13 protein-coding genes are annotated in these 14,618 nt (G+C 72.2%); 1 reads left to right on the plus strand and 12 read right to left on the minus strand.

Annotated features, from left to right (window positions below; genetic code table 11):
* Positions 1-24: 24 nt before the first annotated feature.
* The 12 genes from AB0J10_RS09065 to AB0J10_RS09120 all read right to left on the minus strand — a co-directional run bounded on the left by AB0J10_RS09065 (position 25) and on the right by AB0J10_RS09120 (position 13,257).
* Positions 25-1,134 carry an aliphatic sulfonate ABC transporter substrate-binding protein gene (locus AB0J10_RS09065; protein WP_363059353.1) on the minus strand — a complete coding sequence of 370 codons (1,110 nt, stop codon included), beginning with the start codon at positions 1,132-1,134 and terminating at the stop codon, positions 25-27.
* A 220-nt stretch (positions 1,135-1,354) separates the two neighbouring features.
* Positions 1,355-2,695 carry a GTP-binding protein gene (locus tag AB0J10_RS09070; RefSeq protein ID WP_363059355.1) on the minus strand — a complete coding sequence of 447 codons (1,341 nt, stop codon included), beginning with the start codon at positions 2,693-2,695 and terminating at the stop codon, positions 1,355-1,357.
* A gap of 2 nt (positions 2,696-2,697) precedes the next feature.
* Positions 2,698-3,636: a sulfate adenylyltransferase subunit CysD gene (cysD, locus tag AB0J10_RS09075; RefSeq protein WP_363059357.1), complete on the minus strand. Its 939-nt coding sequence runs from the start codon at positions 3,634-3,636 to the stop codon at positions 2,698-2,700.
* Positions 3,633-4,172, minus strand: a complete 540-nt coding sequence (gene cysC / locus AB0J10_RS09080) for an adenylyl-sulfate kinase (protein WP_363059359.1) — start codon at positions 4,170-4,172, stop codon at positions 3,633-3,635. Before cysC ends, cysD begins: the two co-directional genes overlap by 4 nt.
* A gap of 59 nt (positions 4,173-4,231) precedes the next feature.
* Positions 4,232-4,942 carry a phosphoadenylyl-sulfate reductase gene (locus tag AB0J10_RS09085; protein WP_363059361.1) on the minus strand — a complete coding sequence of 237 codons (711 nt, stop codon included), beginning with the start codon at positions 4,940-4,942 and terminating at the stop codon, positions 4,232-4,234.
* Positions 4,939-5,118, minus strand: a complete 180-nt coding sequence (locus AB0J10_RS09090; protein WP_283298835.1) for a hypothetical protein — start codon at positions 5,116-5,118, stop codon at positions 4,939-4,941. Before AB0J10_RS09090 ends, AB0J10_RS09085 begins: the two co-directional genes overlap by 4 nt.
* 97 nt (positions 5,119-5,215) lie before the next feature.
* The gene (locus AB0J10_RS09095) at positions 5,216-6,913 is read right to left on the minus strand and encodes a nitrite/sulfite reductase (RefSeq protein WP_363059363.1); all 1,698 of its coding nucleotides are present in this window, start codon (positions 6,911-6,913) and stop codon (positions 5,216-5,218) included.
* A gap of 148 nt (positions 6,914-7,061) precedes the next feature.
* On the minus strand, positions 7,062-7,145 hold the full coding sequence (locus AB0J10_RS09100) for a putative leader peptide (protein WP_363059434.1): 84 nt from the start codon (positions 7,143-7,145) through the stop codon (positions 7,062-7,064).
* A 299-nt stretch (positions 7,146-7,444) separates the two neighbouring features.
* Positions 7,445-8,011, minus strand: a complete 567-nt coding sequence (locus AB0J10_RS09105) for a GNAT family N-acetyltransferase (protein ID WP_363059365.1) — start codon at positions 8,009-8,011, stop codon at positions 7,445-7,447.
* A 292-nt stretch (positions 8,012-8,303) separates the two neighbouring features.
* The gene (locus AB0J10_RS09110) at positions 8,304-9,689 is read right to left on the minus strand and encodes an FAD-binding oxidoreductase (protein WP_363059367.1); all 1,386 of its coding nucleotides are present in this window, start codon (positions 9,687-9,689) and stop codon (positions 8,304-8,306) included.
* A gap of 189 nt (positions 9,690-9,878) precedes the next feature.
* The gene (locus AB0J10_RS09115) at positions 9,879-11,222 is read right to left on the minus strand and encodes a GAF domain-containing protein (RefSeq protein WP_363059369.1); all 1,344 of its coding nucleotides are present in this window, start codon (positions 11,220-11,222) and stop codon (positions 9,879-9,881) included.
* 361 nt (positions 11,223-11,583) lie between these two features.
* Positions 11,584-13,257: an acyl-CoA dehydrogenase family protein gene (locus AB0J10_RS09120; protein WP_363059371.1), complete on the minus strand. Its 1,674-nt coding sequence runs from the start codon at positions 13,255-13,257 to the stop codon at positions 11,584-11,586.
* 17 nt (positions 13,258-13,274) lie between these two features.
* Here AB0J10_RS09120 and AB0J10_RS09125 point away from each other — a divergent pair, with 17 nt between their 5' ends.
* On the plus strand, positions 13,275-14,549 hold the full coding sequence (locus AB0J10_RS09125) for a YihY/virulence factor BrkB family protein (RefSeq protein ID WP_363059373.1): 1,275 nt from the start codon (positions 13,275-13,277) through the stop codon (positions 14,547-14,549).
* Positions 14,550-14,618: the final 69 nt, after the last annotated feature.

Consider the following 14,618-nt stretch of genomic DNA (forward strand, 5'->3'; position numbering starts at 1 on the left):
CGTTCGGTTCGGGTACTCGGGTGCCTACTCCGCGCCGAGGCCGGCGTCGTCGACCCCGGGCCTGCCCTCGGCCTTCAGCACCTTGTTCAGCAGCGTCAGGTCGTAGATGCCGTTCAGGTCGGGCTCGTCGATGAGCCCGGCCTTCACCGCCCACTCGGACTGCGTCCTGAGCGTGGCGGCCAGCGGGTCGTCCGTGACCCGGATACTCGGCCAGGCCGGATCGATGACGTCCGGGGCGAGCGCCTTGCCGGTCTCCGCCTTCAGGGCCGCGTTGGCGGACGCCTTGGCCTTCTCCGGGTTGGCGTTGATCCAGGCGTTCGTCCTCACCGTGCCGCGGAGCACGGCCTCGACGACGTCCGGGTGCTCCTTCAGGAACGTCTGCGACACGATCACGTTCGTGATCACGAACTTCCCGTCGGGCCACAGCGCCGTCTCGTCGAGGAGCACCCTCGCACCCTCGGAGACCAACTTGGAGGCGGTCGGCTCCGGCACCCAGGCGCCGTCGATGGAGCCGGACCTGTAGGCGCCCGGGGTGACCTTGTTGTCCGTGCGGACCACGGAGACATCGCCCTCGCCGCTCTCCGCGTCGACCTTCCAGCCCTTGCCGGAGGCCCAGTTCAGGAACGCGACGTCCTGGGTGTTGCCCTTCTGCGGCGTGGCGATCCGCTTGCCCTTGACGTCGTCCGGGGTCCTGATCCGGTCCGGGTTCACGACGAGCTTCACGCCGCCGGACGCGGAACCGGAGACGATCCGCAGGTTCCTGCCCTTGGACTTCACATACCCGTTGACGGACGGCGAGGGGCCGAGGAAGCCGATGTCGAGTGAGCCGCCGTTGAGGGCCTCGATCGCGGACGGGCCCGCGTTGAAGGTCTGCGGCGCGAGCCTGGTGCCGCCGAGCTCCTTCTGGATGATCCCTTCCTGGACGCCGACGAGGGCGGTCGCGTGGGTCAGGTTCGGGAAGTAGCCGACGCGGACGGTGTCGGCGGAGAGCTTCCTGCCCTCGGCGGCCACCACGGGCCTCTCGTCGTCCTTGGCCTGGGAGCCGTAGCCGCAGGCGGTGGCCGCGACGGCCAGCAGGGGGAGCAACGCCGCGGCGGCGAGACCGCGGCGCGGGGTCGTACGGGATGCAGGCACGGGAGGCTTTTCCTCTCGGGGGCCCGGCGCTCACGTCCCCCGGTGGTTCCGGGTGGTGCGGGACGCGGCCGGGAGATCGGCAGGTCTGTGTCTTCGTCCGGGGCGCGGTGTGGCGCCGGTCATCGGACACATCGCGTGACACCTCCCGAACCCGCGCCGAGCACTCCGCTGCCCACGCGGCCGCCCTCCTTGGCGAACGTCGCGTACGCGTCGATCGCCATCAGAAGTCCCACCCCTCGTCGTCCTGCGCCGGCGCGGCCCCGGAGGTGGCGAAGGACTCGCCCGCCATCCCGGCCGCCAGGGTCGTGCCGTCCGCAGGATCGATCAGCAGGAAGGACCCGGTACGGCGGGAGTCCGCGTACGCGTCGAGCGCCAGCGGCTCGGCGGTGCGGACCCGGACCCTGCCGATGTCATTGGCCACCAGCTGCCCGGGAGCCGGATGCTGGGACAGGTCGTCGAGCGTCAGCCGCGACGGGATCTCCTTCACGATCGCCTTCACCGTGCGGGTGGTGTGCTTGAGCAGCACCCGCGCGCCCACCGTGAGCGGGGTGTCCGCGACATGGCAGACCGTGGCCTCGACGTCCTGCGTCGTGGCGGGCGCGTCGTCGCTCGGCACGACGATGTCGCCGCGGGAGACGTCGATGTCGTCCTCCAGCAGCAGCGTCACCGACTGCGGGGTCCAGGCGACGTCCACCGGCTCGCCCAGCAGGTCGATCCCCGCGATCCTCGACGTCCGGCCCGACGGCAGCACGGTCACGCCCTCGCCGACGCGGAACGTGCCGGCGGCGATCTGGCCCGCGTAGCCGCGGTAGTCCGGGTGCTCGGCGGTCTGCGGGCGGATCACGTACTGCACCGGGAAGCGCGCGTGGCAGCTGGTCAGATCGTGGCTCACCGGCACGGTCTCCAGATGTTCCAGCACCGTCGGGCCGCCGTACCAGTCCATGTTGGCGGAGGCGTCCACCACGTTGTCGCCGGACAGCGCCGAGATCGGGATCGCGGTGATCTCCGGGACGCCCAGTTCGCTCGCGTAGGCCGTGAACTCCTCGGCGATCGTGGCGAAGACGGACTCCTCGTAGCCGACCAGGTCCATCTTGTTCACGGCGAGGACGACGTGCGGGACGCGCAGCAGCGCGGCGATCGCGGCGTGCCGGCGGGTCTGCTCGACCACACCGTTGCGGGCGTCGACGAGGATCACCGTCAACTCGGCCGTCGAGGCGCCCGTGACCATGTTCCGGGTGTACTGCACATGCCCCGGCGTGTCGGCCAGGATGAACCGCCGCCGGGGCGTGGCGAAGTAGCGGTACGCCACGTCGATCGTGATCCCCTGCTCCCGCTCGGCCCGCAGACCGTCGGTGAGCAGCGCCAGGTCCGGAGCCTCCTGGCCGCGGGAGCGGGAGGCGTGCTCGACGGCCTCCAGCTGGTCGGCGAGCACCGACTTGGAGTCGTGCAGCAGCCTGCCCACCAGGGTGGACTTGCCGTCGTCGACCGACCCGGCGGTGGCGAAGCGCAGCAGGGTGGTGGCCGACAGCTGCTCGGCCGAGTGCTCGGTGGAGCTGGTCATGTCTAGAAGTACCCTTCGCGCTTGCGGTCTTCCATCGCGGCCTCGGACAGCTTGTCGTCGGCGCGGGTCGCGCCCCGCTCGGTGAGCCGGGAGGCGGCGATCTCGGCGATCACGGCGTCCAGCGTGGTCGCGTCGGAGTCGACGGCGCCCGTGCAGGACATGTCGCCGACGGTGCGGTAGCGGATCAGCCGCTTCTCGGGCGTCTCGCCGTCCTTCGGGCCGCCCCAGTCGCCGGCGGTCAGCCACATGCCGTTGCGGGCGAAGACCTCCCGCTCGTGGGCGAAGTAGATCTCCGGCAGCGCGATCCGCTCGCGCTGGATGTACTGCCAGACGTCCAGCTCGGTCCAGTTGGAGAGGGGGAACACACGGACGTGCTCACCGGGCGCGTGACGGCCGTTGTAGAGCTGCCACAGCTCGGGGCGCTGGCGCCGCGGGTCCCACTGGGAGAACTCGTCGCGCAGCGAGAACACCCGCTCCTTGGCGCGGGCCTTCTCCTCGTCGCGCCGCCCCCCGCCGAACACGGCGTCGAAGCGGTGCTGCTGGATGGCCTCCGTCAGCGGGACGGTCTGCAGCGGGTTGCGGGTGCCGTCGGGACGCTCGCGGAGCGCACCGCGGTCGATGTAGTCCTGTACGGAGGCCACATGGAGCCGCAGACCGTGTTGCGCCACCACACGGTCCCGGTACTCGATGACCTCGGGGAAGTTGTGCCCCGTGTCCACATGCAGCAGCGAGAACGGGATCGCCGCGGGAGCGAACGCCTTCAGCGCGAGATGCAGCATGACGATGGAGTCCTTGCCGCCGGAGAAGAGGACCACCGGCCGCTCGAACTCGCCCGCCACCTCGCGGAAGATGTGCACCGCCTCGGACTCCAGCGCGTCCAGGTGCGTGAGCGCGTACGGGCTGTCCGTGCTCCCGCCCACGACGTCGATGCTGGTCGTCATGCCAGTCCCCTCTCGATGAGCAGCGCGTGCAGCGCCTGCGCCGACTCCTGCACGGTCTGGGTGTGCGACTCGATCCGCAGGTCCGGGGACTCCGGTGCCTCGTACGGGTCGTCCACACCGGTCAGGCCGCTGATCTCGCCGGCCGCCTGCCGGGCGTACAGGCCCTTGACGTCGCGCACCGCGCACACGTCGACCGGGGTCGCCACGTGCACCTCCACGTACGGCGTGCCCTCGGCACCGTGCCGCTTGCGGACGGCCTCGCGGCTGTCCGCGTACGGGGCGATCACCGGTACCAGGACCGTCACACCGTTGGACGCCAGCAGTTCGGCGACGAAACCGATCCGCTGGACGTTGGTGTGCCGGTCCTCACGGCTGAAGCCGAGGCCCGCGGACAGGAACTCGCGGATCTCGTCGCCGTCGAGCACCTCGACGCGGCGGCCCACGCCGCGCAGCCGGCCGGCCAGCTCGTACGCAATGGTGGTCTTGCCCGCGCTCGGCAGCCCCGTGAGCCAGATCGTGGCCCCAGTCACGTGCATCTCCCGTTGGTTCAGGGTCGGTTCGGTCGGATGGTCTGCTGTGGTCGCGGGCGCCGTCATCAGCCGTGCAGCCCGCACTCGGTCTTCGCACGGCCCGCCCAGCGGCCGGCTCGAGCGTCCTCGCCCTCCAGCACCCGCCGGGTGCAGGGCGCGCAGCCCACCGAGGCGTAACCGTCCATGAGCAGCGGGTTGGTGAGGACGCCGTGTTCCGCGACGTACGCGTCCACGTCCGCCTGCGTCCAGCGGGCGATCGGCGAGACCTTGACCTTCCGGCGCTGCTCGTCCCAGCCGACTACGGGCGTGCCCGCCCGGGTCGGGGACTCGTCGCGGCGCAGGCCGGTCGCCCACGCGTCGTAGGCGGTGAGCCCTTCCTCGAGGGGCGCGACCTTGCGCAGCGCGCAGCACAGGTCGGGGTCGCGGTCGTGCAGTCGCGGGCCGTGCTCGGCGTCCTGCTCCGCCACGGACCGCCGCGGGGTGAGCGTGATCAGGTTGACGTCCATCACGGCCCCGACCGCGTCACGCGTGCCGATGGTCTCGGGGAAGTGGTAGCCGGTGTCGAGGAAGACCACGTCGACCCCCGGGAAGGCGCGCGAGGCCAGATGGGCCACGACCGCGTCCTCCATGGAGGACGTGACGCAGAAGCGCGGGCCGAAGGTCTCAGCCGCCCACGTCAGGATGTCGAGGGCGGACGCCTCCTCGAGGTCCCGCCCGGCCGTCTCTGCCAGCGACCTGAGCTCGTCCCCGGTCCGTCGGGTCCGTATCGCCGTCATATCGCGTCCCCTCCGTCGTCGTTGCGCCGAACCCCGCGGGCGAGCAGCCCGAGGAACTTCAGCTGGAAGGCCCTGTTGCACGACGCGCACTCCCAGGCGCCGTGGCCCTGCTCGCTCGGACGAAGATCCTCGTCGCCGCAGTAGGGGCAGTAGAAGGGGGCGGCCCGCTCGCTCACTGCACGTCCCCCTTCGCTATTCCGCCCGCGTGGCTCAGGGGTGCGGCTTTCGCGGTCGGCTGCGGCCGGGTGGCCGCGAGTGCGTCGCTCGACTCGCTCATGAGAGTGACTCCTCGCTCGCGCGAGCCACCCAGGCGGCGAAGCGCTCGCCGTCCTCGCGCTCCACCCGGAAGCGTTCCAGCACGCGCTCGACGTAGTCCGGGAGTTCCGCCGCGGTGACCTTCAGCCCGCGGACCTTGCGGCCGAATCCGGCCTCCAGGCCCAGCGCACCGCCCAGGTGAACCTGGAAGCCCTCCACCTGGTCGCCGTTCTCGTCCAGCACCAGCTGGCCCTTGAGACCGATGTCCGCGACCTGGATACGGGCGCAGGCGTTGGGGCAGCCGTTGATGTTGATCGTGATCGGCTCGTCGAAATCCGGGATGCGGCGCTCGAGTTCCTCGATCAGCGAGGCACCGCGGGCCTTGGTCTCGACGATCGCCAGCTTGCAGAACTCGATGCCGGTGCAGGCCATCGTGCCGCGGCGGAACGGGGACGGGGTGACCCGCAGGTCCAGCGACTCCAGCCCGGACACCAGCGATTCGACCTGTGACTCCTCGACGTCGAGGACGATCATCTTCTGCTCGGCGGTGGTACGCACCCGGCCCGAGCCGTGCGCCTCCGCCACCTCGGCGATCTTTGTGAGGGTGGCGCCGTCGACCCGGCCGACACGCGGCGCGAAGCCGACGTAGAAGCGGCCGTCCTTCTGCCGGTGCACACCGACGTGGTCGCGCCAGCGCTGCAGGGGCTGTTCGGGCGCCGGGCCGTCGGTCAGCGGGCGCCCCAGGTACTCGTCCTCCAGTACCCGGCGGAACTTCTCCGCGCCCCAGTCGGCGACCAGGAACTTCAGCCGGGCGCGGGTGCGCAGCCGGCGGTAGCCGTAGTCGCGGAAGATCGAGATGACGCCCTCGTAGACGTCCGGGACCTCGTCCAGCGGCACCCAGGCGCCCAGCCGGACGCCGATCTTCGGGTTGGTGGAGAGGCCGCCGCCGACCCACAGGTCGAAGCCGGGGCCGTGCTCGGGGTGGTTCACCCCGACGAAGGCGATGTCGTTGATCTCGTGCGCCACGTCCAGCAGCGGCGAGCCGGAGATCGCCGACTTGAACTTGCGGGGGAGGTTGGAGAAGGCCTTGTTGCCGACGATCCGGCGCTGGATCTCGTCGATGGCCGGGGTGCCGTCGACGATCTCGTCCTCGGCGATGCCCGCCACCGGGGAGCCGAGGATGACGCGTGGTGTGTCACCGCACGCCTCGGTGGTGGACAGGCCGACGGCCTCCAGCCGCTCCCAGATCTCGGGCACGTCCTCGATGCGGATCCAGTGGTACTGGACGTTCTGCCGGTCGGTGATGTCGGCGGTGCCGCGTGCGAACTCCTGCGAGATCTCGCCGATGACGCGCAGCTGCTCGGTGGTCAGCCGCCCGCCGTCGATGCGGACGCGCAGCATGAAGTACTCGTCGTCCAGCTCCTCCGGCTCCAGGATCGCGGTCTTGCCGCCGTCGATCCCGGGCCGGCGCTGGGTGTAGAGGCCCCACCAGCGCATACGGCCTCGGAGGTCGTTCGGGTCGATCGAGTCGAATCCGCGCTTCGAGTAGATCGTCTCAATGCGTGTCCGCACATTGAGACCGTCGTCGTCCTTCTTGAACTGCTCGTTGCCGTTCAGGGGCGTGAAGTGGCCGACGGCCCACTGGCCCTCGCCGCGGTGGCGTCCGGCCTTGCGGCGGGGCGTGGCGGTGGCGGGCTTTCCGGGGGTGGCGGCCATGGCGATTACGTCCTTCGGGACTACGGGAGGGCGGCTCTGACCTGCACATGCGCGCCCGGTTTCACGGGTGGGCGCGGCGATGCGCGGAGGTCGGGGATCTCAGGGAACGCGGGGAACCGGTGCCGGGGCCGATGGCCCTCGATGACACTCAGGCCACGCGACACATGGCGCTGGACATGCGGCCGAGGTCGACGTGCCGCCGACTCACCAAGGCAATTCCAGCTCGAGACATGACGGAAGCGTGTCACGGGAGTTTGGACCCAGTCCACTGCTGTCCATTATTTGGACAAGAGTGTCCCGTATCCCAAGACAGTGTGGGGTCGGTCACTCGTCCCGGCGGTCACTCGTCCCGGCGGGCGCTCGGGCCCGGCCGGCGCGCCGCGCGCCCACCGGGCCCGGATCGGGTTCTGATCGGGCCCGGTGCGTGGGCCGAGGGTGCTGCCCCTGGGTCCGGGCAGGGCATGGGCGGCGCTTGAACGGGGCCGGTCGAGGTCGCGGGCCGGGGTCGGCGGTCGGAGTCGCGGGTCGGGGTCAGCCCAGGGCGCCGGGCCAGGGCCCGGGCGTGGCGGTCTCCGGCTCCTCCTCCACCTTGGTGTCGAAGAGCGCGAAGCCCCTGCGCAGATAGTTGTCCATCGCGTGCGGGCCGTCCTTGGAGCAGGTGTGCAGCCAGACCCGCTTCGTCGGGGCGCGTCCCGGCCAGCGTTCCGCCAGGTCCCAGGCGCGGGCGGTGCCGTACGAGAGCAGATGGCCGCCGATCCGCCTGCCGCGGAACGCCGGGATCAGCCCGAAGTAGACGATCTCGACCGCACCCTCGTCCTGCGCCTCCAGCTCGACGTACCCGGCGGGCGTGCCGTGCTCGTACGCCACCCACGTCTCGACCCCCGGCCTGGCCAGCGTCTCCTCCCACTGCTTGTAGGTCAGGCCCAGCCGGTCGGTCCAGCGCACGTCCCCGCCGACCGCCGTGTAGAGGAAGCGGCTGAACTCCGGCGAGGGGACCTCGGCGCGCACGATCCGTACGTGCCCCGGGGGCTCGGCGGCGGGACGCAGATCGGAGGGCGAGGTCTGCTCCAGGGACCACGTGGTCACGGTGATGCTCATGACCGTCAGGGAACCACGGGCGCCCCGCCCCGGACAAAGCGGACCCCCGTCCGGGCGGCCCACCCGGGGCGCACCGACGCACGCCGTGCGGTGCCGGGCGGCACACCAGGGGCACCCGGCACACGACGGCGGCACCGGGCGGCTGCCGGTCCACATGGCGGCTGCCGGTCCACATGGCGGTCAGCGGCCCGGTGCCGGGAGGTGCGCCACGGCGCGGGTGGACCGGGACCGGCCGGGGCGATCCGGAGGTCCGGCGCCGCTGGGGGCCCGGGGGCCCCGGTGACCCGGGCGCTCAGGCGGCGGGCGGGATGTTCTGGTTGGCGTGGAGGAAGTTGTCCGGGTCGTAGCGGCGCTTGATCTCCCGGAGCCGGTCGTGGTGGTCCCGGTACGTGGCCCGGACCCGGTCCGGTCCCTCGTCCGCGCCCACGAAGTTCACGTACGCGCCGCCCATCGAGAACGGGTGGAGGGCGTTCCAGTAGTCGACCGCCCACTGCCTGATGAGCGCGGCGTTCGCCGGGTCGGGGTCGATGCCGGCGATGACCCCCGACCAGACCGCGTCACGGTAGGCCCACGCGGTGTCGCCGGGCGCCACGTCGTGAGCGGCCCCGTCGACGGGGTACAGGTGCATCGTCGACAGCGGCGTCGGCAGGTTCTCCCCGTACTTCAGGTGCACGTCGATCGCGCCGTCCGCGATCCGGTCGAAGAAGTCGCCCCGCCAGTACCACTGCAGTCCCGCCGGAATCAGCCCGTCGAACATGGCCTGCAGCGCGGGATAGGGCATCGGCGCCGCGAAGTGGAAGAGCGGAGGCGCCGGCTCGCTCACGGCGGAGGAGAGCTCGTCGGTACCCGGCCGATCCCGGGCGCCGGTCCGGCACCACACCACGCCGCACACCTTGCGCCCGTGGATCTCCTCGGGGAACGGCGGGCCCGGCGGCACGGACAGCAGGGCGAAGAAGCCGTAGATGTCGCGGGGCGCTCCGGGCAGGAACGTGCGGTACCAGTCCAGTACCTCGCGGGTGCTCTCCACCGGCCACACGGTGATGGCGACGCCCACCGTGTCGACGGGGTGCAGCCGGTAGGTGAAGGAGGTGACGACGCCGAAGTTGCCGCCTCCGCCGCGCAGGGCCCAGAACAGGTCGGGCCGCTCGTCCTCGGAGACGGTGACGAAGGTGCCGTCCGCCAGCACGACGTCCGCGCCGATCAGGTTGTCGGCCGTCAGGCCGTACCGGCGGGTCAGATAGCCGTGGCCGCCGCCGAGCGTCAGGCCGCCGGCGCCCGTCGTCGACATGATGCCCGCGGGGGTCGCCAGCCCGAAGCCGTGGGCGGCGTGATCCAGATCGCCGAGCACGGAGCCGCCCCCGACCTGCGCGGTGCGGGTCACGGGGTCGACCCGCACCCAGCGCATCAGGGACAGGTCGAGGGTGAGGGCGCCGTCGGCCAGGCAGAGCCCGGGGCCGCTGTGGCCGCCGCCGCGTACGGCCAGCTCCAGGTCCCGCTCGCGGGCGAAGGCGACGGTACGCATCACGTCCGCGGCGTCCACGCACCGCGCGAACGCGGCCGGACGCCGGTCGATCATCGCGTTGTAGATCGCCCGGGTCCCGTCGTACCCGGGGTCCTGCGAACCCACCACCGGCCCGCGCAGGGTCTCCCGCAGCGCATCGAGAGCAGCGCCGTCCATGTGAACTCCTCGAGGAGCGCGCGCCCGGCCCCCGCCCCCGCTCTCCGGCCCCACCGGTCGCACTGTGGATCAGGTGGGCGTACCCCGCGCGGTCCGGCGGGGTGCGTCGGCAGAGCCCCTCGGCGTCCGCCGCGGCGCCTCAGGGCCGACAACCTCAGCCTGGCATCGGGCCCGAGCGCCCGCAACGCGTCAGTCGGCCCCGGTCCCCGCTCCGGCTTCCGTCCCGGTCCCGGCCCCCGTCGTGCTCCCCGTCCCGGTCACGGTCCGCGCCTCCGCCACGGCCGGGGCCGAGGAGTGCGGCAGCAGGTCCGCGGAGTCCGCGGGGAGCACGACCTCCACGTCGACCTCGTCGCTGAAGCGGTACGGGCGGTGCGCCAGCACGCCCGACAGGTAGCGCCTCACACGTGACATTTCAGCGCGCACCGTGACCATGCGCGTCGGGTCGCCGAACACATCGCCCGCGAGTTCCGCGGCCGTGCGCCCCTGAGGATGCACCGCCAGCACGTACAGCAGTTCGGCGTGGCGGGGGCTGAGCTCCTGCGTCCAGCTGCCGGCGGGGCCGTGGACGGCGACCGACCACCGGCGGGCGCGACTCAGGTCCAGGACGACCCGCCCCACGGACTCCGCAGGCCGCGGCTCGTCGGGGCGCACCAGCCAGCCCCCCGGCAGCGGTTCGACGGTGCAGACGCCCAGGGACGGCAGCCACACCCGGCCCGTGTGGAACGACTTGGGCAGTGGCAGCCGGTCCACCGGCGCCATTCCGATCACTGCCGCCGTCCAGCCGTGCACGTCCACGGCGAGCGCCCGGCCGCCCACCCGGCACAGGATCGGCGCCGCGACGGAGCGGAGCCGTTCGATCTGCCGCAGATGCCTCTCCCGCAGCTCCGCCTCGGCGAGCTGCGCCACCGACCTGACGAGCGCGAGGGTCGCCGGATGGAAGCTGGACGCCGGCCCGCTGACGTCGACGATGCCGAGCAGCCGGCCGTCGCGGGGGTCCTGGACCGGCGCGGCCGCGCAGGTCCAGTTGTGCAGCGTGTGGACGAAGTGCTCCGCCGAGTGCACCTGGACCGGTCGCCGCGCCGCGAGCGCGGTGCCGATGGCGTTGGTGCCGGTGCTGTCCTCGCTCCAGGCGGCGCCCTCCTCCAGGCAGATGGTGTCGGCCTGCCGGAGCACACCCGCGTTCCCCTCCCGCCACAGCACCCGGCCCTGACAGTCCGTCACCACCATGATCTGCAGGGAGGCGTCGGCGATCGCGGTGAGCCCACCGCTCAGCGTGTGCATCACCTCGCCGAGGACGCTGGACCGCCGACGGTGCTCCAGCTCGGCCCGTTGCAGCAGCACGCTGCTCGTGGAGCGGTCGGGGTCCAGCCCGAGCCGCAGCATCCGCTGCCAGGACGCGTCGATGACCGCTCGGGGCGGGATCGGCGGGCGGCGCCCGGCCAGCGTCGCCGCGTGCACCTGGTGCAGCACATGGGCCGCGTGCGCGGCGTCGGCGGTGCTCAGCCGTGAGATGTCCAGAGCAGTGTTCCTCATCGGAAGTCCCCCGCCGTCGTCGGCGCCCTTCGGCGCAGGTCGGTCGTGCGCGTGGTGCCGGGCCGGCCCTCACGATGCCGCGGGCCGGTCGTGCCGTGACGGTTCGGTGTCCGATCGGCGCGCGAGCCGTCGCGGACCGTCCGGATCCATCGTGCCGCCCGTGCCCGTACCCGGAAGAGGAGTTCGGGCAACTTCTGCAACGGTCTGCAACTCTGGCCAACGAACGACAGGTGGGTGAAGGTGACATGAGCGGAGGGTGGTGCCGTGTCGGCGCAGCATCACCCCCCGCTTTTGCGCACGTCGGATCCGGTTCACCTGGTGAAGGCGCACGGGTGCGTCCACCGGCGCGCGATGCCGTGTCTCACACCTGCACGCGCGCCCGTTCCACCACCGCCGCCTGGTTCAGGCCGTACGGCAGCGTGCCGAACGCCGACCCCCAGTCACCGCCCAGCCGCGAGGCACAGAACGCGTCCGCGACCTCCGGCGGCGCCCAGCGCACCAGCAGCGACCCCTGGAGCACCAGCGCCATCCGCTCGGCGAGCCGCCGCGCCCGCACCTCCGCGGGCTCCAGGTCCGCCAGCTCCGTCAGCAGCGCCTTGATCGCACCGTCCAGCCGGTGGTCGGCGCCCCGGGCCAGGCCCACCTCCCGGAGGAAGGCGTCCACGGGAAGCACCTCCCGCCCGCTCCGCCCCGCGGCCCGGGGCACCCCCCGCAGTGCCCTCAGCACGTCCAGCGCCTGGACGTTGCCCGATCCCTCCCACACGGAGTTCAGCGGCGACTCCCGCAGCAGCCGCGGCATCCCCGACTCCTCCACGTAGCCGTTCCCGCCCAGGCACTCCAGCGCCTCCGCCACCACCGGCGTACACCGCTTGGTGATCCAGTACTTGGCCGCCGGCACCGCGATCCGCAGCAGCGCCCGCTCCGACTCCGAGCCCTCACCCGCCGCGTCGTAGGCCGCGGCCAGCCGCATCGCGAGCACCGTCGCCGCCTCCGACTCCAGCGCCAGATCGGCCAGAACGTTGCGCATCAGCGGCTTGTCGACGAGCGGGCCCCCGAACGCGCTCCGGTGAGCGGCGTGGTGGACGGCCTGCGCCACCGCCTGCCGCATCAGTGCCGCCGAGCCGAGCACACAGTCGAGTCTGGTGGCCGCCACCATCCCGATGATGGTGCGCACCCCGCGTCCCTCCTCGCCGACCCGGCGCGCCCACGTGCCGGCGAACTCCACCTCGGCCGACGCGTTCGACCGGTTGCCCAGTTTGTCCTTCAGCCGCTGGATCGCGAACACGTTCCGCGTCCCGTCGTCCAGCACCCGCGGCACGAGGAAGCACGCCAGCCCCCCGGGGGCCTGGGCCAGCACCAGGAACCCGTCGCTCATCGGCGCCGAGCAGAACCACTTGTGCCCGGTCAGCTCGTACTCCCCGGCCGCGGCCAGCGGCACGGCCCGGGTCGTGATCGCGCGCACGTCACTGCCGCCCTGCTTCTCCGTCATGCCCATCCCGAACAGCACCCCCGGCTTCCGCGCGGCCGGCCGCAGCCCCTGTGCGTACACCCCGGACGTCAGCCGCGGCTCCCACTCCGCCGCGAGCCGGGGGTCGGCGCGCAGCGCGGGCACCGCGGCGTGCGTCATCGACACCGGACAGCCGTGCCCGGCCTCCGCCTGCGACCACACGAGGAACCCGGCCGCACGCCGGACGTGCCCGCCGGGCCGCCCCCAGGCGTTCGTCAGCCCCGAAGCGACCGCCTTGCCCAGCAGCCGGTGCCACGCCGGATGGAAGTCGACCTCGTCGATCCGGTTGCCGTAGCGGTCGTGCGTGCGCAGCACCGGCGGGTTCGTGTCGGCCTCGACCGCCCAGCGCCGTGCCTGGGCAGAGCCCGCGGCGCGGCCGAGCTCCGCCAGCTCCCGCCGCGCCTCGCCGTGGACCGACGGGTCCAGGTGCCGCTCGACGGCCTCGGCGAGCGCCCGGTCCGTCGAGAACACGTCGTACGCCACCAGGGGCGGAGGCTGGTTGGTCACGGTGTGGGTGCTGGTCGCCATGCCGATACGGTAAGGAGGTGCAGGCAGCAAACGAAACACCTGACCGGCCCGCCGGCCGGCTCCACCGGGTCCGAGTCCTCTACCGCAACGTCTCCAAGCGGAAGCTCGCCTGGCTGCTGCTGAAGGACACGGTCAATTCGTGCATCGAGTACCGGATCCTGGGGCTCGCGGCCGAGGCCGCGTTCTTCACCCTGCTGTCCCTGCCGCCGCTGATGCTGGGTCTGCTCGGCCTCCTCGGCTACGTCGACGACTGGACCAGCACCACCACCGTCGCCTCCATCCAGGAGAACATCCTCGGCGCCGCCGGCACCGTCCTGTCCGACCGCGGCGTCAACGAGATCGCCAAACCCCTGCTGGAGGACGTCACCCGCGGTGGCCGCCCCGACGTCATCTCCCTCGGCTTCGCGATCGCCCTGTGGTCGGGCTCCCGTGCGGTGAACGTCTTCATCGACACCATCACCGTGATGTACGGACTGGACGGCCAGCGCGGCATCGTCGCCACCCGGCTGCTGGCGTTCCTGCTCTACCTGATCGCACTGCTGATCGGTGCCGTGGTACTGCCGCTCGCCGTGGTCGGCCCGGACCGGGTCGTCGAGTTCGTGCCGTTCGGCGCGGGACTCGTCAGCGTCCTGTACTGGCCGGTGGTGATCCTGCTGTCGGTCGCCTTCCTCACCACGCTCTACCACGTGTCCGTGCCGGTCCGTTCGCCCTGGGTGGAGGACGTCCCGGGCGCACTGGTGGCCCTCGGCATGTGGGTGCTCGGGAGCTTCCTGCTGCGCATCTATCTGACCAGCACCGTCGAGGGCCCCACCATCTACGGCTCTCTCGCCGCGCCCATCGCGGTGCTGCTGTGGATCGGCATCTCGGCGTTCGCGGTCCTCGTCGGCGCCGCCGTCAACGCCGCGATCGACCGGGTGTGGCCGTCGGTCGCCACGGCCGCCGCCCGGGCCGCCAACCAGCGCGTCCGGGCCGCCCACGCCGCCGAGCTGGTCGCCCGTGCCCGGGCTGCGGAGGGAGAGAGCGAGGACTGGGAGGAGGGTGGCGGGGACATGCCCTCGGAGTTCCCCGAGCGCTGGTCGAAGTTCCTGCCGCCGGACGATGTGCGCTCCCGGCTGCACGGGAGCCGGGAACACCGTGACCGGGACATCCGGGCCTCTCGTGACCGGGCCTCTGGTGACCGGGCCTCTGGTGAGCGGGCCTCTCGTGACCGGGCCTCTGGTGAGCGGGACGCTCGTGCCCCGGACGCTCATGACAAGGACAAGGACAAGGACAAGGGGCAGCAGAAGCTCTGACGAGGGCCGGTGGAAGCCTCGGGGACGGAGCGCGGGTCCGGAGGGCGTGGCAGAAGCCGGCCGCACGGG

The sequence above is a fragment of the Streptomyces sp. NPDC049887 genome (genome assembly GCF_040656535.1).
In the GTDB taxonomy this organism is placed as follows: Bacteria; Actinomycetota; Actinomycetes; order Streptomycetales; family Streptomycetaceae; genus Streptomyces.

What these genes read in the sequence shown, in the direction of transcription:
- AB0J10_RS09100 (WP_363059434.1), bottom strand. Translation starts at nt 7,145, where the DNA reads ATGTCTCGAGCTGGAATTGCCTTGGTGAGTCGGCGGCACGTCGACCTC.
- AB0J10_RS09110 (WP_363059367.1), bottom strand. Translation starts at nt 9,689, where the DNA reads ATGGACGGCGCTGCTCTCGATGCGCTGCGGGAGACCCTGCGCGGGCCG.
- AB0J10_RS09115 (WP_363059369.1), bottom strand. Translation starts at nt 11,222, where the DNA reads ATGAGGAACACTGCTCTGGACATCTCACGGCTGAGCACCGCCGACGCC.
- cysC (WP_363059359.1), bottom strand. Translation starts at nt 4,172, where the DNA reads ATGCACGTGACTGGGGCCACGATCTGGCTCACGGGGCTGCCGAGCGCG.
- AB0J10_RS09095 (WP_363059363.1), bottom strand. Translation starts at nt 6,913, where the DNA reads ATGGCCGCCACCCCCGGAAAGCCCGCCACCGCCACGCCCCGCCGCAAG.
- AB0J10_RS09085 (WP_363059361.1), bottom strand. Translation starts at nt 4,942, where the DNA reads ATGACGGCGATACGGACCCGACGGACCGGGGACGAGCTCAGGTCGCTG.
- AB0J10_RS09070 (WP_363059355.1), bottom strand. Translation starts at nt 2,695, where the DNA reads ATGACCAGCTCCACCGAGCACTCGGCCGAGCAGCTGTCGGCCACCACC.
- cysD (WP_363059357.1), bottom strand. Translation starts at nt 3,636, where the DNA reads ATGACGACCAGCATCGACGTCGTGGGCGGGAGCACGGACAGCCCGTAC.
- AB0J10_RS09105 (WP_363059365.1), bottom strand. Translation starts at nt 8,011, where the DNA reads ATGAGCATCACCGTGACCACGTGGTCCCTGGAGCAGACCTCGCCCTCC.
- AB0J10_RS09120 (WP_363059371.1), bottom strand. Translation starts at nt 13,257, where the DNA reads ATGGCGACCAGCACCCACACCGTGACCAACCAGCCTCCGCCCCTGGTG.